The organism is Streptomyces buecherae (assembly GCF_014295035.1).
In the GTDB taxonomy this organism is placed as follows: Bacteria; Actinomycetota; Actinomycetes; order Streptomycetales; family Streptomycetaceae; genus Streptomyces; species Streptomyces youssoufiensis.
Genome location: NZ_CP060404.1, coordinates 7,099,992 through 7,118,709, shown reverse-complemented (window position 1 = coordinate 7,118,709; position 18,718 = coordinate 7,099,992). Strand labels below are relative to the sequence as shown.

General features: G+C 75.9%; 16 protein-coding genes. 5 read left to right on the top strand and 11 right to left on the bottom strand.

Annotation, left to right across the window (positions count from 1 at the left end; genetic code table 11):
• Positions 1-108: 108 nt before the first annotated feature.
• The 8 genes from H7H31_RS28415 to H7H31_RS28380 all read right to left on the bottom strand — a co-directional run bounded on the left by H7H31_RS28415 (position 109) and on the right by H7H31_RS28380 (position 9,748).
• Positions 109-1,233 carry a glycosyltransferase family 4 protein gene (locus H7H31_RS28415; protein WP_232110126.1) on the bottom strand — a complete coding sequence of 375 codons (1,125 nt, stop codon included), beginning with the start codon at positions 1,231-1,233 and terminating at the stop codon, positions 109-111.
• Positions 1,234-1,855: 622 nt separating this feature from the next.
• The gene (gene recN / locus H7H31_RS28410) at positions 1,856-3,607 is read right to left on the bottom strand and encodes a DNA repair protein RecN (protein WP_187060257.1); all 1,752 of its coding nucleotides are present in this window, start codon (positions 3,605-3,607) and stop codon (positions 1,856-1,858) included.
• Positions 3,608-3,890: 283 nt separating this feature from the next.
• Positions 3,891-4,787 carry an NAD kinase gene (locus H7H31_RS28405; protein ID WP_187060256.1) on the bottom strand — a complete coding sequence of 299 codons (897 nt, stop codon included), beginning with the start codon at positions 4,785-4,787 and terminating at the stop codon, positions 3,891-3,893.
• Positions 4,788-4,909: 122 nt separating this feature from the next.
• Positions 4,910-5,812 (bottom strand): TlyA family RNA methyltransferase, encoded by a 903-nt coding sequence (locus tag H7H31_RS28400; RefSeq protein WP_187060255.1) that lies wholly within the window; start codon positions 5,810-5,812, stop codon positions 4,910-4,912.
• Positions 5,796-6,314, bottom strand: coding sequence for a hypothetical protein (locus H7H31_RS35095; RefSeq protein WP_408647986.1), 519 nt, complete (start codon positions 6,312-6,314; stop codon positions 5,796-5,798). Before H7H31_RS35095 ends, H7H31_RS28400 begins: the two co-directional genes overlap by 17 nt.
• A 118-nt stretch (positions 6,315-6,432) precedes the next feature.
• On the bottom strand, positions 6,433-7,353 hold the full coding sequence (locus tag H7H31_RS28390; protein WP_232110125.1) for an ABC transporter ATP-binding protein: 921 nt from the start codon (positions 7,351-7,353) through the stop codon (positions 6,433-6,435).
• A 95-nt stretch (positions 7,354-7,448) separates the two neighbouring features.
• Entirely contained in the window at positions 7,449-8,468 is a 1,020-nt protein-coding gene (locus H7H31_RS28385) for a FecCD family ABC transporter permease (RefSeq protein ID WP_187060010.1), read from the bottom strand.
• 236 nt (positions 8,469-8,704) lie between these two features.
• Positions 8,705-9,748, bottom strand: a complete 1,044-nt coding sequence (locus H7H31_RS28380; RefSeq protein WP_232110380.1) for a FecCD family ABC transporter permease — start codon at positions 9,746-9,748, stop codon at positions 8,705-8,707.
• Between the two features lie 331 nt (positions 9,749-10,079).
• Here H7H31_RS28380 and H7H31_RS28375 point away from each other — a divergent pair, with 331 nt between their 5' ends.
• Together H7H31_RS28375 and H7H31_RS28370 are read left to right on the top strand one after the other, a co-directional pair.
• On the top strand, positions 10,080-11,144 hold the full coding sequence (locus H7H31_RS28375; protein ID WP_187063847.1) for an ABC transporter substrate-binding protein: 1,065 nt from the start codon (positions 10,080-10,082) through the stop codon (positions 11,142-11,144).
• 204 nt (positions 11,145-11,348) lie between these two features.
• The gene (locus tag H7H31_RS28370; RefSeq protein WP_187063846.1) at positions 11,349-12,284 is read left to right on the top strand and encodes a siderophore-interacting protein; all 936 of its coding nucleotides are present in this window, start codon (positions 11,349-11,351) and stop codon (positions 12,282-12,284) included.
• A gap of 160 nt (positions 12,285-12,444) precedes the next feature.
• Here H7H31_RS28370 and H7H31_RS28365 read toward each other — a convergent pair whose 3' ends face one another.
• Positions 12,445-13,545, bottom strand: a complete 1,101-nt coding sequence (locus H7H31_RS28365; protein WP_187063845.1) for an HAD hydrolase-like protein — start codon at positions 13,543-13,545, stop codon at positions 12,445-12,447.
• Between the two features lie 78 nt (positions 13,546-13,623).
• On the opposite strand from H7H31_RS28365, the gene H7H31_RS28360 reads away from it, so the two are divergent.
• The gene (locus H7H31_RS28360) at positions 13,624-14,988 is read left to right on the top strand and encodes a DUF1015 domain-containing protein (RefSeq protein WP_187063844.1); all 1,365 of its coding nucleotides are present in this window, start codon (positions 13,624-13,626) and stop codon (positions 14,986-14,988) included.
• 89 nt (positions 14,989-15,077) lie between these two features.
• On the opposite strand, the gene H7H31_RS28355 is transcribed toward H7H31_RS28360, so the two are convergent.
• On the bottom strand, positions 15,078-15,704 hold the full coding sequence (locus H7H31_RS28355) for a TetR/AcrR family transcriptional regulator (RefSeq protein ID WP_187063843.1): 627 nt from the start codon (positions 15,702-15,704) through the stop codon (positions 15,078-15,080).
• A 131-nt stretch (positions 15,705-15,835) separates the two neighbouring features.
• On the opposite strand from H7H31_RS28355, the gene H7H31_RS28350 reads away from it, so the two are divergent.
• Positions 15,836-17,287 carry an amidase gene (locus tag H7H31_RS28350; RefSeq protein WP_187063842.1) on the top strand — a complete coding sequence of 484 codons (1,452 nt, stop codon included), beginning with the start codon at positions 15,836-15,838 and terminating at the stop codon, positions 17,285-17,287.
• A 49-nt stretch (positions 17,288-17,336) separates the two neighbouring features.
• Here the strand turns inward: H7H31_RS28350 and H7H31_RS28345 are convergent, their stop codons facing one another.
• On the bottom strand, positions 17,337-17,945 hold the full coding sequence (locus H7H31_RS28345) for a helix-turn-helix domain-containing protein (RefSeq protein WP_187063841.1): 609 nt from the start codon (positions 17,943-17,945) through the stop codon (positions 17,337-17,339).
• 86 nt (positions 17,946-18,031) lie between these two features.
• On the opposite strand from H7H31_RS28345, the gene H7H31_RS28340 reads away from it, so the two are divergent.
• A complete protein-coding gene (locus H7H31_RS28340) occupies positions 18,032-18,661 on the top strand; it encodes a class I SAM-dependent methyltransferase (protein WP_187063840.1) in 630 nt (209 codons plus the stop codon).
• Positions 18,662-18,718 lie beyond the last annotated feature (57 nt).

The window sequence follows — 18,718 nt, the reverse complement described above, 5'->3', positions numbered from 1 at the left end:
ACCGTGGCCCTGGCGGCGCGGCGGCAGCCCGCCCGGCGGCGCGGGCGGGGCGGGTGCCGGGGTGGCCGTCCGGGCCAGGTGGGAGGGGACGGGGTGGGTGTCGGCGCATCAACCCGTCAACTCGTCGTAGACGCCCAGCACATGCGCGACCGCGTCGTCCTCGGTCGGCCACTGCGCGGCCTGCGCGCGCCCGGCCGCGGCCAGACGGTCGCGCCGGGCGGGGTCGGCGAGCAGCGCGAGCACCGTACGGGCCAGCGCCTCGGGATCGCCGTACGGGACGAGTTCCGCGCCGTCACCCACTAGGTCGGGCACGCCGCCGACGGCCGTCGCCACCAGCGGCACCCCGGCGTGCAGCGCCTCGTGGGCGAGGTGCGGGCGCGCGTCCCAACGGCCCGGCAGCACCACCACGTCCGCCGCCGCCAGCAGTTCGGGCACGTCGTCGCGGCGGCCGAGCAGCCGCACCGGCAGCCCCTCGGCGTCGATCCGGCGCTGCAACCGAAGGCGCTCCGGGCCCTCGCCCGCGATGGCCAGCAGGGGCGGCGGGTCGTCCGAGCGCCAGGACCAGACCGCGTCGAGCAGTACGTCGAACCCCTGCCGCTCCTCCAGGCGGCCGGCGGCGAACAGCAACGGCCGGTCGACGGCGCCGAGTTCGGCCCGCGCCTTGTGCTGCCGTGGGTCCTCCTCCCGGGGCACCGGTGGGGGCGGCGGCACCGCGACCGGCGCCAGCCTGGCGTCCCTGGCACCGCGCTGGCGCGCCAGGTCCACCAGGTCGGCCGAGGTGCCCAGGACGACGCGGGCGCCGCGCGCCACCCGCCGCTCGGCCAGGTAGCGCAGGTGGGCGCGGGCGCCGTGGACCGGGGAACGGGCGTGCCAGGTGACGACCAGCGGCGCGGTCCCGCCGCGACGGGCGAGCGAGGTCAGGAGGCCGGCGCCGGTGCCGTGCGCGTGCACGATCGCGGCGTCCGCGCACACGGCCCGCAGCGTGGTCAGCGTCGCGGCGCTGGCGCGCGGCTCCACGGGGACGAACCGCGCCCCGGTCGCCCGGAACCCGTAGGCCGCCTCGGAACCGCCCGGCCCGCACACGGTCACCCGCAGGCCCCGCGCCACGAGCCCGGCCGCGAGCGAACGCACCTGCGCGCCGCTCTCAGACGCCCCGCTGCCGAGCACCTGGACCGCGTGCGTCACACCGGGTCCCGGCGCTGACGCCGTGGGGCTGCTCACGGTAGGGCTCACGCGGGCACTGCTCCTCGGTTGACGGCACGGCGGGGACGGCGTGGGGGGCGGACGGCTGGGCGGCTGGGATGGGCGGACGGGCAGGCGGGACAGGACGAGCGGGTCGGGCGGGAGTCGCTGGGGGCGGCGGCCATACGGCGCGGGGCCGGGGTGCGGGGTGCCGGGGGTGACGGTGGGGGCGATTGGGGGTGATTTGGGCCGAGTGATGCGCGTAGCGTGACGGCGTCACGGGGCGGGGCGGACAAGAGCGTGGGGAGAGGCGGGGCGGAACGGGTGGGGCGGGGTGCGGCGGGTGGCATGCGCGGGTGACATGTGCCGCGCCCAGGATGCCAGCCGCGGCCGGCGCCGCGGCACCACTGTTTCCGCCTTTTTGCTCACGCCCGCCGCCCGGTTGCCGGCGGATTCACTCACACGAGCGAGTCGGCACGTCCGCGTCGGCGTCCCACGGGTCGGAGGGCGGCGCCCCTCGGCTGTCCCGTCGGTCCGCCCCCGAGCGCCGGCGCCTCGACGCGACCGACGCCGCCGCCCGTGCCCGTCCCGGCGCTGGGCCGGGTGAGTCGGCCGCTCCGTACGAACCGGCGCGGGCCGCGGGCGCGGGCGGCGGGCTGCGGGCCCGCGGGTTCTAGTCGCGCGGGCGGCGCGTGGTGTGGGCCGCCGCGCGGGCGGTCTCCAGGAGTTCCTCCGCGTGCGCCCGGGCCAGTTGCGAGTCCTCCTGGCCGGCGAGCATCCGGGACAGCTCGCGCACCCGGTCCTCGCCCTCCATCACCTGGACGCCGCTGCGCGTCACGGACCCGTCGTGGGTCTTCTCGACCACCAGGTGCCGGTCCGCGAAGGCGGCCACCTGCGGCAGGTGGGTCACCACCACGACCTGTGCCGACTCGGCGAGCTTGGCGAGCCGTCGGCCCACCTCCACCGCCGCCTTGCCGCCGACGCCCGCGTCCACCTCGTCGAAGAGGTAGGTGGGCACGGGGTCGGAGCCGGCGAACACCACCTCGACCGCGAGCATCACGCGCGAAAGTTCACCGCCGGAAGCGCCCTTGGCGATGGGCCTGGGCGGCGCGCCGGGGTGCGGGGCCAGCAGCAGCTCGACCTCGTCGGCGCCGTGCGGCCCGTAGGCGACGGCCCGGCCGTCCACCTCGATGCCCTCCTGCGGGTCGGCGACCTCGGTCTGCCGGATCGCGAAGGTCACCCGGGCGTGCGGCATGGCCAGCTCGCCCAGCTCCCCGGTGACCGCGTCGGCGAACCGCTTGGCCGCCGCGTTCCTGGCCTCGGTCAACTCCTGGGCCCGGGCGCCGAGTTCGGCGCGCAGCGCGTCGCGTTCGGCGGTCAGTTCGCCGATCCGGTCGTCGTCGCCCTCGAGTTCGCCGAGCCGGGCCGCGCTCGTCTCGGCCCAGCTCAGTACGGACGCGATGTCCGCGCCGTACTTCCGGGTGAGCTGGGCCAGCGCGGCCCGGCGTTCCTCCACGGCCGCCAGGCGTCGCGGATCGGCGTCCAGGTTGTCCGCGTATCCGGCGAGTTCGCCCGCCACGTCGGCGGCCAGGATGCCGATCTCGCCCAGCCGGTCGGCGAGGGTGGCCAGCGCCGGGTCGTGGGCCCGTACGGCCTCGACGGCGCGGTGGGCGCCGGCGATCAGGGTGGCCGCGTCGACGCCCTCCGGGTCCTCCGGGTCGCCGGCCAGCGCGGCGTGCGCCAGGCTCGCGGCGGAGGCCAGGGCCTCGGCGTGGCCGAGCCGCTGGGACTCGGCGGCCAACTCGGCGTCCTCGCCCGGGCGCGGCTCGGCGGCGGCGATCTCCTCCAGGCCGAACCGCAGCATGTCGGCCTCCTGCGCCCGCTCCCGGGCGCGGGTGGTCAGCTCGGTCAGCTCGGCGGTGACGGCGCGCAGCCGGCGGTAGGCGCCGGCGTACGCCTCCAGCGGCGCGGCGACGGCGTCGCCGGCGTACCGGTCGAGCGCCTGCCGCTGCCGGGCCGGCTTGAGCAGGCCCTGCTGGTCGGTCTGGCCGTGCACGGCCACCAGTTCGTCGGCGAGTTCGCCGAGCAGCCCGACCGGGACCGACCGGCCGCCGACGTGGGCGCGCGAGCGGCCCTCGGCGGAGACGGTGCGGCTGATCAGCAGGGTGCCCTCGTCGACGTCGGCGCCGGCCTCCCGCACCCGGTCGGCGACCGTGCCCCGGTCGGCGATGACGATCCGACCCTCCACGACCGCCGCCTTGTGGCCGATCCGCACCAGGGCGGCGTCGGCCCGGCCGCCGAGCAGCAGACCGAGGCTGGTGACCACCATGGTCTTGCCGGCCCCGGTCTCGCCGGTCACCGCGGTGAATCCGGGCGACAGTGCCACGACGGCATCGTCGATCACCCCGAGCGACTGAATCCGCATCTCTTCGAGATGCGGGCGCGCACCCGCTATGACCTGCGACTTTTCCTCTCGGCGAGTGCTCACTTGCCCCTCTGGGGAAATCTTGGGGAGCCTGTTCCACACTCCCGCTCGCGTCGTTCTGTCCACCGAGGAGGGTAGCGAGCGCTTCGCGCCTCCTCCCGCCCGCCTCCGGCTTGAGCCGAGCGTAGTGGCCGAACGCGCCGATCGGCGAAGCGGCCGGTGGGCGCCGGCTCGGGCCGGGCGCTCGCGGCGGCTGCCCGGGGCGGGCGGGGCCGGTGCGGCATCAGTGCGGAGCGCCGCGCCAGCCGGCCACCGGCAGGGCGAACTTCGCGACCAGGCGGTCGGTGAACGAGGCGTGGTGCAGCCGGGCCAGGCGCACCGGCACCGCGCCGCGCCGCACCTCGACGCGCGCCCCCGCGGGCAGCTCCACGGTCCGCCGCCCGTCGCACCACAGCACCCCGTGCGGGGTCTGCGGCTGCACCTCCACCGCCAGCACCGAATCGGGCGCGGTGACCAGCGGCTTGGCGAACAGGGCGTGCGCGCTGATGGGCACCATCAGCAGCGCCTCCACCTCCGGCCACACCACGGGCCCGCCCGCCGAGAACGCGTACGCCGTCGAGCCGGTGGGGGTGGCGCACACGACGCCGTCGCCGCCGAAGCCCGTGACGGGGCGGCCGTCCACCTCCGTGACGACCTCAAGCAGGCGCTCCCTGGCGGCCTTCTCGACCGACGCCTCGTTCAAGGCCCAGTCGGTGTGCACGACGTGGCCGTCGTTGCGGACCAGCACGTCGAGCGTCATCCGCTCCTCGACCTCGTACGCGCGCGAGACCACCCGCTCCACGACCTGGTCCAGGTCGTCCCGCTCGGCCTCGGCGAGGAAGCCCACCCGGCCCAGGTTGACCCCGAGCATGGGCACGCCCGAGGTGCGGGCGAACTCCGCGCCGCGCAGCAGGGTGCCGTCGCCGCCGAGCACGATGAGGAGTTCGCAGCCGTCGAGCACCCGCGGCGTCGCGTCGACCCGCTCCACCTGCGAGGGCAGCGGCAGGTCCGCGGCCTCGGCCGCCAGCACCCGTACGCCGATGCCGCTGCGCAGCAGGCCCTGGACGACGAGTTCGGCGCTGCGGACGGCCGCGGGCCGGCCGGTGTGGGCGAGCAGGAAGACGGTGCGCTCCCCCGCCACTCCGTCCGTCCCGGCCTGGAGCTCGGCCGGCGCGGGCACCGGCGCGGACGAGTCCGCCCCGAGCGCGGCCGGTCGCGCCGCCGCGCCCGTGGGCGGCTCCTGTGCTGCTGCTTGTGAAGTGGTCAACGGGGCCCCTCCGCCACTGCGCGGTCAACGTCCGCCGGGTCCAGGTCAGGCGCACCGGCGCGAAGCCACAGAAAGTATTCGACATTGCCAGACGGGCCCGGCAGCGGGCTGGCCGTCACGCCCAGCACCCCGAGCCCGAGTTCCGCCGCCCGGGCGGCGACGGTGCGCACCGTTTCGGCGCGCAGCTCCCGGCTGCGTACGACGCCACCGCTGCCCAGTCGTTCCTTGCCGACCTCGAACTGCGGCTTGACCATCAGGACGAGGTCGGCGTCCGGCGCCGAGCAGCGCACCAGCGCCGGCAGCACCAGGCCGAGCGGGATGAACGACAGGTCGCCCACCACCAGGTCGACCGGTTGGCCGTCGAGCTGTTCCAGCGTCAGCTCGCGGACGTTCGTACGGTCCTTCACCACCACCCGCTCGTCGCTCCGCAGCGACCAGGCGAGCTGCCCGTACCCCACGTCCGCCGCCACCACCTGGGCCGCCCCGGCGCGCAGTAGCACGTCCGTGAAGCCGCCGGTGGAGGCGCCGGCGTCCAGCGCCCGGCGCCCGGCGACCCGCAGGCCGCGCCCGGCGCCGCCGTCGGGGGCGGGCGGCTGGTCGGGGGCCGTGCGGGCGCGGTACTCGTCGCTGAACGCGAGGAGGGCCCCGGCCAGCTTGTGCCCGCCGCGCGAGACGTAGTCCGGGTCGCTGTCGTCCTGGGTGACGACGACGGCCGCGCTCGTCTCGACCTGGGTGGCGGGCTTGGTCGCGGTCGTCCCGCCGATGGTCACCCGGCCCGCGGCGATCAACTGGCTCGCGTGCTCGCGCGAGCGCGCCAGCTCACGGCGGACCAGCTCCGCGTCGAGTCGGTTACGGCGTGGACGGCTCACTGCCACGTGCGGTTCAGCTCCTGTGATCATGCGGGGACGGTGCCGGTACGAGCCGGCCGGGTCCGGGGCGCTGGTCGAGTGCGTCGAGCACGTCGCGCAGGCCCCGGTGTACATCCTCGTACACCTCGAGGTGACCGTCGACGGGCAGGTGGTCGAGGTCACCGAGGCGCTCCAGGCCGGCGTCGACCGTCGGGTCGCCGGTGGGCGTGCGCACGAGGCCGAGCGGGGCGGTCTCCTCCCCGGGTCCCCCCGTCTCCTCCCGCCGCTCGACCGGGGGCTGCTCCGGCTCCGGCTGCTCCCGGCGCTGTACGGGCGGTGTCTCGTGCGGCCCGGACGGGGCGGCGGGTGGCGCGGCGCCCTCCGGCGCCGGTACCGCCGTGGGGGCGGCCGGCGCGGCGGCGGGGCCGGGTACGACGCTTACGGGCCCGGGCGCGCCGGGCCCGGCGGCGGGCCCCGTGGGGTGGGGGGCGTCGGCCGTGGTGGGGTGGGGCTGCGCCGGGTGGGCTGGCGCGCTGGACATCGGCTCATCCATGGCCCCGACGCTACCGTGCGGCACGCCCTCGCCAAGGCGGCCCGCTGGCCGCGCCCGGGAACGGTCGGCAGCAGGATCGCGGGGCACGCGGGCGGCGGCGCGGCCAGCGCCCCGGTGCTCAGCGACCCGGCGTCGGTTCCCCGGCCGCCACCCGCTCGGGGGCCTGGGCGTCCTTCGTCCCGGTGGCCGGCTCCGGTACGGCCGTGGCCTGGCGGCGCGGGCGGCGGGCGGCGGGGATGACCAGGGGCGTGCCGCTCTCCGGGTCCTCGATCACCTGGCAGCGCAGGCCGAAGACCCGCTCCACCAGCTCGGCCGTGACGATCTCGCCCGGCTCGCCCTCGGCGACGATCTCGCCGTCCCGCATGGCGATCAGGTGCGTGGCGTACCGGGCCGCGTGGTTGAGGTCGTGCAGGACGGCCACCAGCGTGCGGCCCTGCTCCTCGTGCAGCTCGGCGCAGAGGTCGAGCACGTCGATCTGGTGCTGGATGTCGAGGTAGGTGGTCGGCTCGTCCAGCAGCAGCAGCGGCGTCTGCTGGGCGATGGCCATCGCGATCCACACCCGCTGCCGCTGCCCGCCGGAGAGTTCGTCGACAAAGCGATCCGCCAGTTCGGCGACGCCGGTGGCCGCCATCGACTCGTCGACGATCCGCTCGTCCGTCTCCGACCACTGCCGCAGCAGCCCCTGGTGCGGGTAGCGGCCCCGCGCCACCAGGTCGGCCACCGTGATGCCGTCCGGCGCGATGGACGACTGCGGCAGCAGCCCCAGGGTCCTGGCGACCTTCTTCGCCGGCAGGGACGAGATGGCCTGCCCGTCGAGCAGCACCGAGCCCGCCGTCGGCTTGAGCATCCGCGACAGGGCGCGCAGCAGCGTGGACTTGCCGCAGGCGTTCGGCCCGACCACGACCGTGAAGGAGTGGTCGGGTATCGACACGGACAGGTGCTCGGCCACGGTGCGCCGGTCGTAGGCGAGGGTGAGGTCCTGCCCGGTGAGCCGCTGTCGCGCGTCGGGTGCCACGGGGGATGCGGAAGAGGAAGCCACGGTGGTCTCGGTGTCCTTGTCGTCGTCGGTGCCAGTGCTCGCGGCGCGGCCGGGGCCGCCGGGCTCGCCGGGCGCCCGTGCGCCCCCGCCGCCCCTCATACCCGGCCCGCCCGGCGCTCCGCCACCAGCAGCCACAGCAGGTACGTGCCGCCGAGCATCCCGGTGAGCACGCCGACCGGGAGCTGGTCGGCGCCGAACGCCCGCTGCGTGCCCCAGTCGGCCGTGACCAGCAGGGCCGCCCCCATGCAGGCGGCGGGCAGCAGGTTCGGGCCCGGCGACCGGGTCAGCCGGCGGGCCAGTTGCGGCGAGGTCAGCGCGACGAAGGCGACCGGGCCCGCCGCGGCCGTCGCGGCGGCGGTGAGCAGGACGGCGGCCAGCAGCATGACCAGCCGGGTGCGCTCGACGCGTACCCCGAGGGCGTACGCGCTGTCGTCGCCCAGTTCCAGCATCCGCAGGGCCCGGGCGTGGCCGATGACCACCGGCACGAGCACGGCGCACACCAGGAGCAGCGGCCAGACCTGGTCCCAGTCGCGGCCGCCCAGCGAGCCGGTGAGCCAGACGACGGCGCGCGCGGCGTCCACCAGCTCCGCCTTGGTGAGCAGATAGCCGTTGACGGCGCTGAGCATGGCCGCGGCGCCGATGCCGACCAGCACCAGCCGGTAGCCCTGGATGCCCCGCCGCCAGGCCAGCGCGTACACGGCCAGGCCGGTGAGCAGCCCGCCGAGCACGGCGCCGGCGGCGACCTGGGCGCTGGTGCCCTGGAAGAGCACGATCACGGTGAGCGCGCCGGCCGCCGAGCCCTGGCCGAAGCCGATGACGTCCGGACTGCCCAGCGGGTTGCGCGCCAGGCTCTGGAAGACGGCGCCGGCGAGCCCGAGCGCGGCGCCGACCAGCAGCGCCACCAGCACGCGGGGCAGCCGCAGTTCGCGCACGATGTAGTCCTGGGCGACGGTGCCGTCACCGAGCAGGGTGCGCACCGCGTCGGCGAAGCCGATGGGGTAGTCGCCGGTGCCGATCAGCACCACGCCCATGGCCAGGGCGAGCGTCGTCAGCGCCAGCCCGACCAGGCTCGCCCGCACGTCCACCCGGACCGAGAGGCCGCCCCGGGTGCGCAGCGTGGCGCTCCGCCGGTGGCCGCGCCCGGCCGACCCGCTGCCGGGGCGCGCGCCGGCGGCGGGCGTACGGGCCGGAGCCGGGCCACGGGCACGGCGGCCCGCCGGGGCGTGTCTACCCTGGACAGCGCCTGTGCCCTGGGCAGCGCTCGTGCCCTGGGCAGCGCCGCCGGGGCGCGGCTTGCCGCCGCCGGTGGGCTGGTCGGCGGTGGTGCGGGCGGTGGGCTGGTCGTCGGCGTTCACAGGTGGGCCAGCCTTCGGCGGCGTACGAGGTAGATGAAGGCCGGGCCGCCGATGAGCGTGGTGACGACGCCGACCTGGAGTTCGCCGGGTCGGGCGATGACGCGCCCGACGATGTCGGCGCCCAGCAGCAGGACGGGCGCGAGCACGGCCGCGTACGCCAGCGTCCAGCGCACGTCGGGGCCGGTGAGCGCGCGGACCAGGTGCGGTACGAGGAGGCCGACGAAGGCGATCGGGCCGCAGGCCGCGGTGGCCGCGCCGCACAGCAGGGTGATGGCGAGCACGGCGAGGACGCGGGTGCGGTTCAGCCGCGCGCCCAGGGCGCGGGCCGCGTCGTCGCCGAGCGCGATGGCGTTCAGGGGTCGGCCCAGGGCGAGCGCGAGCAGGGCGCCGGCCGCGAGGAAGGGCGCCGTCTGGCTCAGCACGTCCTCGTTGGCGGCGGCGAGCGAGCCGACCGTCCAGAAGCGCATCGTGTTCAGCGCGGCCGAGTCCAGGAGCTGCACGGCCTGCACGTACCCGAAGAGGGCGGCGGTGACCGCGGTCCCGGCGAGCGCGAGCCGCACCGGCGTCGCGCCGCGGCTGCCGCCGAGCGCGTACACGAGCACGGAGACGACCGCGGCGCCCAGGAACGCGAACCAGACGTACCCGGTCGGCGAGGTGACGCCGAGGAAGCTGATGGCGGAGACGACGGCGGCGCTGGCGCCGGCGTTGACGCCGAGGATGCCGGGCTCGGCGAGCGGGTTGCGGGTCAGGGCCTGCATCACCGCGCCGGCCAGGCCGAGGCCGACGCCCACCAGCAGGCCGAGCAGCGTGCGCGGCAGCCGCACGTCGCGGACCACGACGTCGGCGTCGGTTCCGGAGTAGTGCGCGAGGCCGTGCCACACCTCACCGAGGGCGAGCGGCTTGGCGCCGACGGCGACGCTGGCCGCGAGCACGAGCAGCAGCACGCCGAGCGCGACGGCCAGTCCGGCCGCCCGGGCCGCGCGGCGGCGGCGAGGCGGGGGCTCGGGAGTCTCCGCCCCCGTCGGCGCCGCGGCCGTCACGGGGCTCACCACGGTCACGCGGAACTCCACCTCTTGGGACAACGGGGCGACCAGACCCGCCACCCCACAGAAGGTTAGGTTAGCCTAACCCTCGTTTGGCGTACGTTGTCGAGCCGCGTACGCCGTACCCCGTCCCCGACCCTCACCAGCCCGGCTCCCCCAACTCGCCGCGGCCACACGACCACCACGCCGACACGCCGTCCCGCGACCCCCACCGAAGAACCCGCCCGGCGCCCCGCGGCGGCCCCGCGCCGCCCCCGACCAGCCCCGGAGCGGACCCGGTGCGCCGACCGCGCCCGGCGCACCGCACGCGACCGGCCAAAGGAATCCCATGACCCCGTCTCGCACCGCACCGTCGATGTCCCGCCGCGGCCTGCTCGCCCTCGGTGGCGCGCTCGGCGCCGGCGCCCTGCTCGCCGCCTGCGGCAAGGACGACAAGAGCGACAAGGGCGCCGGAAACCGCGCCGACGACCCGTCGGGCCCGGGCGGCCAGCGCGGCCCGTGGGCCTTCAAGGACGACCGTGGCGTCACCGCCAAGGCCGAGACGACGCCGAGGAACATCGTCGCCTACGTCGGCACCGCCGCCGCCCTGCACGACTTCGGCGTGGAGTGCGTCGGCGTCTTCGGCCCGACCAAGCGCGAGGACGGCAGGCCGGAGGTGCTCGCCGGCGAACTCGATGTCGACAAGACGACCGTCATCGGCGACACCTGGGGCGAGTTCAGCATCGAGAAGTACGCGGCCCTCCGGCCGGACCTGCTGGTCACCAACATGTACGCCAAGGACGACCTGTGGTTCGTCCCGGAGGACAGCCGCGAGAAGATCCTCGACCTGTCCCCCAACGTCGTCGGCCTCGCCGCGTCCCACACCTCGCTGCCCGCCGTCGTCCAGCGGTACGCGGCGCTCGCCGCGTCGCTGGGCGCCGACCTGGGGTCGCGCCGGGTCACCGACGCCAAGGCCCGCTTCGAGCGCGCCTCCGAGAGCCTGCGCCGGGCCGCCCGGGAACGGCGCGGCCTGCGGGTCCTCGCCGTCTCCGCCAGCAACGACCTCCTCTACGTCTCCGACCCCAAGGTGTACGCCGACCTCACCTACTTCAAGGAGCTGGGCGTCGAACTCGTCACGCCCGACAAGGTCAGCGGCCAGGGCTTCTTCGAGAACCTGAGCTGGGAGAACGCCGACGCCTACGACGCCGACCTGATCCTCCTGGACAACCGGAGCCAGTCCCTCCAGCCGGCCGACCTGAAGGCCAAGCCCACCTGGCGGCGACTGCCGGCGGTCAGGGCCGGCCAGGTCGTCCCGTGGGCCTACGAGCCCCGCCTCTCCTACGCCGGCTTCGCGCCCCACCTGGAGGCACTGGCCAAGGCCGTACGGGAGGCCAGGGAGGTCAAGGGCGGCTGAGGCACCCGAGCATCCCGGCCCGGGCGGCCCGCCGGGAACCGCGCGGCCTCACCCCCGCGACCCCAGCCCCCACACCAGCCGCCGAACGCCCGGCGCGCACACGCAGGACACGCAGACGCAGCACGCAGGACACCCAGCACGCGACACACCCAGCACCGCCTGCCCGCAGGCAGCAGCCCCACCCCATGACCGAAGGGAACCACCATGGCGAACACGCCCTACAGCTTCTTTGACCTGCGGGTCGTCCGGGCCGAGCGACTGAGCCCCAGCTTCGTGCGCGTCACCTTCGGCGGCCCGGAGCTGGCCTCCTTCGTCAACGGGGGGCGGGACCAGCGGCTCAAGATCTTCCTGCCGCAGCCGGGCCAGGAGGCCCCGGTGGTGCCGCGCTCCGCCGACCTGTCCTGGTACCCGGAGTGGCGCGCGATGGACCCGGCCGTACGCGGCGTCATGCGCACCTACACCGTGCGCGAACACCGCCGCGACCCGCACGAGGTGGACATCGACTTCGCCCTCCACGGCGACACCGGCCCCGCCTCCCGCTGGGCCGCCACCGCGGCCCCCGGCGACCGGGTGACCCTCCTCGGCCCGAGTGCCGAGGAGAACGGCGGGGTGGACTTCCAGCCCCCCGGCCTCGGCGGCGTTCCCGCGACCGACGCGCGCGGCAACCCGCGGCCGGCCACCACCTGGGTGCTGATCACGGCGGACGAGACGGCGCTGCCCGCCGTGGCCAGCACCCTCGCCTGGCTGCCGGCCGGCACGCCCGCCAAGGTGTGGATCGAGGTCCAGCACGCCGAGGACCGCCAGGCCCTCCCGACCAAGGCCGACGCGGACGTCACCTGGCTCGTGCGCGACGAGACCCCCGCGCCCGAACCGGCCGCCGCCGACGTCCAGCTCGCGCACGGCCAGCGCACGCTGGACGCGGTGCGCGCCGCCGAGCTGCCCGACGGCACCCCGTACGCCTGGGTCGCGGGCGAGTCCAGCACCGTTCGCGCGCTCCGTCGCCACCTGGTCGGCGAGCGCGGCTTCGACCGCAGGGCGGTCAAGTTCACCGGCTACTGGCGGCAGGGCACCAGCGAGGACCAGCTCCTCGACCAGGAGGCCGACGAGACGGACGACGTCGCGGACGCCGGGGACGAGTAAGGCGACACCGCCCGAGCGTCGGGGCGGCCCGTGGCCCCCGCCCCGGGGCCGCCCCGCTGGCCCGCTTCGACGCCAGGCCCCGCCCCCGCTGGCACGCGCCGGCGCCCGACCCCGGGCGCCGGCGCGCCCGGCCCGGCGCGGCCTCAACGCGCGGCGGCGCTCACAGGCCCAGCTTCGCCAGCGCCTTGTCGGCGTTGATCCGGTGGCCGTCCCGGTGGGCCGCGCTCAGGCCCGGCCCGGCCCCGCCCGCGCGCCTGGCCGGCTCACCGGTGCGCTCGCGATCCGCGTCGTTCGCGGTCCAGGTCGCCGCGCACAGCGCCCGCAGCCCGTCCAGCGGGTCGCCCGCACCGTCGATCTCCGCCCGCGCGTCCCGTACCCGGGCGGTCCAGCCGCCGCAGGCGAACCCCTCGTCCGTGGCCCGCACCTCCGGGTGTGCCGTCAGCATCCCGCGCAGGTCGGCGGCGACGAACGTCGGCCGGTGCACGGGCTCGGCGGCCAGGAGCTGCGCCGCGTCGGTCACCCCGGTGAGCACGAGCAGGGAGTCCACGCCCCCACCGTTGGCCCCCTCGATGTCGGTGTCCAACCGGTCGCCGACGACCAACGGGTGCTTGGCCCCGGTGCGCAGGATGGTCTCGCGGTGCATCGGCGGCTGCGGCTTGCCCGCGACCTGCGGGGCCCCGCCGGCGACGAACCGTACGACCTCCACCGCCGCGCCGTTGCCGGGCGCGATGCCCCGGGCCGTGGGGATGGTCAGGTCGGTGTTGGAGGCGAACCACGGCACGCCGCGCGCCACGGCGTACCCCGCCTCCATCAGCCGCTCCCAGGGCTGCTGCGGCCCGCCGTACCCCTGCACCACCGCCGCGATGTCCGCGTCGGCCGAGTCCACCGGCACCAGGCCGCGCTCGCGCAGCGCCACCCGAAGCCCCTCGCCGCCGATGGCCAGCACCTGCGCGCCCGCCGGCACCTGCTCGGAGATGAGCCGGGCCACCGCCTGCGCCGAGTTGATCACGTCATCGGGCTGCGCGGGCGCGCCCAGGCTGGTCAGGTGCTCGGCGACGGTCTGCGGGGTGCGCAGCGCGTTGTTGGTGACGTACGCCAGGTGCATCCCGGCCGCCCGAGCGACGTCCAGCGACTCCACCGCGTGCGCGATGGCCTCCCCGCCCGCGTACACGACCCCGTCCAGGTCGAGGAGTGCAGTGTCATACGCCTCGTGTAGCGGTCGCGCGCTGTCGCCAGGTCGAGTACGAGTGCTCTCGCTCATGGGGTCGTCGCTCCTCATAGGCTCATATGTTTGTCCCCCGATCATCGCGCATCCTGTGGAGCGGCATAGCATTCCCCAATGAGCACTCCAGGACCTGTCGGGCAAGGTCTTCAGCTCGCCCCGTTCCGTGGCCTGCGGTACGCCTCGGAGCGAGTCAGCAGCCTTGCCGCCGTCACCTCGCCGCCCTACGACGTCGTCGTGCGGCCGGACGGTCTGCGGCATCTGGAGACGGCCGACCCGTACAACATCGTCCGCCTGATCCTCCCGCAGACCGGGGAGCCCACGGCCCGCCACCAGCAGGCCGCGCAGACGCTGCGCCGCTGGCAGGCGGAGGGCGTGCTGACCCCCGATCCGGAGCCGGCACTGTACGTCTACGAACAGCGCGACCAGGGGCTGCTCCAGCGCGGGCTGATCGGCGCCCTGCGGCTGAGCCCGCCACGGGAGGGCGTCGTCCTCCCGCACGAGAACGTCATGCCGCACGTCGTCGAGGACCGGGCCGCCCTGATGCGGGCGACCGCGGCCAACCTCGAACCGCTGCTGCTCTCCTACGACGGGCACGAGGCCGGCGCGCACGGGGCCGACGCGCTGAACGGGGGCGGGGCCCGGTCGGGCGGCCACGTCCCGGAGGCCGCGCCCGGCGCGAGCGCGGTCATCGACCGCGCGGTGCGCCGCCCGCCGCTGCTCGCCACCACCACCGAGGACGGGGTCGCCCACCGGCTGTGGCGGATCGCCGACCCGGCCGAGATCGCCGAGGCCACCTCCGACCTGCGCCAGCGCCAGGCCCTGATCGCCGACGGCCACCACCGCTGGGCCACCTACCTGCGGCTGCGGGACGAGCGGCGCGATCCCGGGCCCTGGGACTTCGGCCTAGTGCTGCTCGTGGACAGCGCCCGCTACCCGTTGCGGGTCCGCGCCATCCACCGGCTGCTGCGGCGGTTGTCCCCCGCCGACGCCCTCGCCGCCGTCGGCGACGCCTTCCGCGTCCGCCCCGTGGCCGGCCCGCTGACCGCCGCCCTCGACGCCCTGGCCACGGCCCAGGACGAGGCCGCGCGGGCCGGCGCCCCGCGCAACGCCTTCCTCCTCGCGGGCGGTGGCCGCTTCCACCTCCTGGACCGGCCCGACCCGGCCCTGCTGGACGCGGCCGTCCCACGGGACCGCCCGGAGGCGTGGCGCACGTTGGACGCGACGGTGTTGCACGCGCTGCTGCTCGACCGCGTCTGGCGGATCTCCGACGCCCCGGAGCACATCGGGTACATCCACGACGCCACCGCCGCCGTGGAACAGACGGAGCGGCACGGCGGAACGGCGGTGCTGATGCGCCCCGTCGAGGAGGGCGTCGTACGCGACCTCGCGCGGCAGGGCGTGGCCATGCCGCACAAGTCCACGTCGTTCGGGCCCAAGCCCGCCACCGGCCTGGTCCTGCGCAGCCTCGAACTGGGCTGATCCGGCCCCGGCCCCGACGGCCGGCCGCCGCGCCCAACCGGGGCGCACGCGCGGCCGGTTGACCCGGCCAGGCCCCGCGTGCGCGGCGGTCAGTCGGTGGCCGGCCGGGCGGCGCCGCGCGGGGGGCGGTGGCGGTCGACGATCCCCGCGACGATCCGCAGCAGCCGCTCCCCCACCCGGTCGATGCTGCCGTTCTGCATGCTGACCTGCGCGCCTTCGAGCGCGAACGTGATCTCGGCCGCGACCTGTTCGGGATCGGGCAACCCCGCATCGGCACACATGCCCACCAGTCGGCGGGTCTGCCGGGCCTTGTGCTCCTCGATCACCTGCCGCGCGGGATGGGCCCGGTCGGGCAGCTCGGCCAGGGAGTTGATGAACGGACAGCCCCGGTACGAGAGCGACGGCAGCCCCTCGGCGATGAAACGGGCCAGGCCCAGGATCCGCTCCCGGGGCCGGTCCGGGTGCTCGACCTCGACCCGGTCGAAGGCCGCCTGGTAGTCGGCGGCGACGATCCGCAGCCACTCGGCGACCAGCGCGTCCTTGGTCTCGAAGTGCCGGTAGATCGCCATCTTGGTGGTCTCGGCCCGCTCCGCGATCGCCTGCACCCCCACCCGCCGGATGCCCTCGCGCTGGAACAGTTCCTCCGCCGCGTCGAGGATGCGCTCCCGAGGCGGCAGCTTGGCCACCCTGCTCGGCCTACTCGTGGTCGCTGCCATGACTGCTCCGTGACGTCCGATCCGGTGCGGGCCCCGCGCCACGCCCTGCTACGGTACCAGTCCGTCCCGAGCGATACCGTCGGGTATCACTCGGGACGCAACGGTATCGTTCTGCCTGCTGGGAGTGTCCGATGAGAGTGACCGAGTACGTGACCTTCGACGCGGTCGGGCTCGCCGCGTTGATGGCCGACGGCGAACTGACCCCCGCCGAGGTCGAAGCAGCCGCCCGCGAGGCCGCCGAGGCGGTCAACCCGCGGATCAACGCCATCGTGGAGACCTGGGAAGCCGACGACCCGCCCCGCCCGGGCAGCGGCCCGCTGGCCGGCGTCCCCTTCCTGATCAAGGACATCGCGGTCGCCATGGCCGGCAAGCGCATGGAGCTGGGCAGCCGCCTGGCGGCCGGCCACGTCGCCGCCGCCGACTCCAGCCTGATGCGGCGCTTCCGCCGGGCCGGCCTCGTGACGTTCGGCCGTACGACGACCCCGGAGCTGGCCTACAGCACCACGACGGAACCCGTCTTCTACGGCGCCACCCGCAACCCCTGGGACCTGGAACGCAGCGCGGGCGGGTCCAGCGGCGGCGCCGGCGCGGCCGTCGCCGCCGGGGTGGTCCCGATCGCCCACGCCACCGACGCCGCCGGCTCGATCCGCGTCCCCGCCGCGTACAACGGCCTCTTCGGCCTCAAGCCCACCCGTGGCCGGGTCTCGACGGGCCCCGCCTTCGACGAGATCTTCAACGGCCTGGCCGTACACGGCAGCGTCAGCCGCACCGTGCGCGACAGCGCCGCCCTGCTCGACCAGATGCGCGGCCCGGAGCCCGGTGACCCCTACGTCGCCCCACAGCCCTCCCGGCCGTACGCGGAAGAGGTCACCCGCGACCCCGGCACGCTTCGCGTCGGCGTCCTCACCCATGCCTGGGGCGGCCACCGCACCGCGCCGCCGGTGGCCGACGCGCTCGCCGGCACCGCGCGGCTCCTCGCCTCCCTCGGCCACCGGGTGGAGGAGGTGACGGTCGATCTCGGGGTGGACTGGGAGGAGTTCCTGCTGGCCAACGCCCGACAGTGGACGGCCAACCTCGCGGTCTCGATCGACGAGCTGGCCGCCGCCACCGGCCGCCCCATCGACTCCTCGACCCTGGAGCCGCCCATCCTGGCCAGCTACCACTACGGCCGGCAGGTCACCGGCACCGAGTTCGTCACGGCCCTCGCGCTGCGCAACCGCCTCTCCCGCGCCGTGGCCCGGTACTTCGAGACCCACGACATCCTGCTCACCCCGACCCTGCCGGAACTCCCCGTACCGCTGGGCACGTACGCCAAGGACGCCGAGACCCTGGACGGCCTCGGCTGGCTCCGCCGCCTCTTCGACCTCGCCCCGTTCACCGCGGCCTTCAACGTGGCCGGCACCCCCGCCATGTCCGTGCCGGCCCCGCCCGACCCCACGACGGGGCTCCCCGTCGGCATGCAGTTCGCCGCCGACTACGGCCGCGAGGACCGCCTCTTCCGCCTCGCCGGCCAGTTCGAACAGGCCAGCCCGTGGGCCGACCGCACCCCCACGGTGTGGGCGGGCAACCACCCGGGCCGCTGAGGGCGTGCGCGCCGAGCCGTGAAACGGGCGAGGCGCACCCGCGCCCGCTTCACGGCCGGCCCCCGGCCCGAACCGACCGCTGGGTCTGGGCGCGCACGTGCGCCCGCACGCCCTGCGGGCCGAACAGGATGAGCAACTCGACCGCGCCGCCGTCGGCGCTGCCCAGCCAGTGCGGCAGGGACGTGTCGAACTCGGCCGCCTCACCGGGCGGCAACGTCAGGTCGCGCTCGCCGATCACCAGCCGCAGCCGCCCGCTGAGCACGTAGAGCCACTCGAAGCCGTCGTGGGTCTGCGGCGTCGGTTCGAGCGGCGCCGGCCGGGCCGGAATGATCATCTTGAACGCGTGCACCCCACCCGGACGCCGGGACAGCGGCACGAAAGTCATCCCGAACCGGCTGATCGGCGTGAGATGAATCCGGGGGTCGCCGGTACGCGGCGCGCCGACGAGGTCGTCCAGCGGCACGTCGTAGCCGCGCGCCAGGGGCAACAGCAGCTCCAGACTCGGCCGACGCTGGCCGCTCTCCAACCGGGACAGCGTGCTCTCCGACACCCCGATCGACGCCGCGACCCCGGCGAGCGTCAGGCCACGCGCCCGCCGCAAGGCGCGCAGCCTCGGCCCCACCGCGTCGAGTACCGCGTCGTCCCGCTCGTCGCCCATCGCGCCATCTTGCCGGAACCGCAAGTTTCCGTGCCAGACCGCGACACCCCCGGCGAGAGTGAGCACCCCCGACACGAGGAGCCTCCATGGACACCACCACCGACGCGCTCGCCTTCTGGGACGACGTCTACGCGACCCGCCCGGCGGCCAGCGGCCCGCAGCCCAACGTCCGCCTCGCCGAGACGGTGCCCGACCTGCCGCCCGGCGACGCGCTGGACCTCGGCTGTGGAGAGGGCGGCGACACCCTGGCCCTCGCCCGCCTGGGCTGGCGCGTCACCGCCGTCGACATATCGACCGTGGCCGTCGACCGACTGGCCACCCTGGCCCGCTCGTACGGCCTGGGCGACCGCGTCACCGCCGCCCGGGTCGACCTGCACGCGTCCTTCCCGCCCGGCCGCTTCGACCTGGTCTCCGCCCACTACCTGCACACCCCGTACACCCTGGACCGCGCGGCCGTCCTGCGCTCGGCCGCGCACGCCCTGCGCCCCGGCGGACTGCTGCTGGTCGTCGACCACGGCTCGACCGCGCCGTGGTCGTGGAACCAGGACCCCGACCACCACTTCCCGAGCCCCCGCGAGGTCGCCGCCGGCATCGGCCTGGCCCCGGACACCTGGCGGATCGAGCGGGCCGACACGCCCCGCCGCACCGCGACCGGGCCGGACGGACGCACCGCCGAGGTCACCGACCACGTCCTCCTCATCCGCCGCACCGCCTGACGCGACCCCACCCGCGCCCCACACCACAAACGCCCGAGGGCGGAACCCGCCATGGGT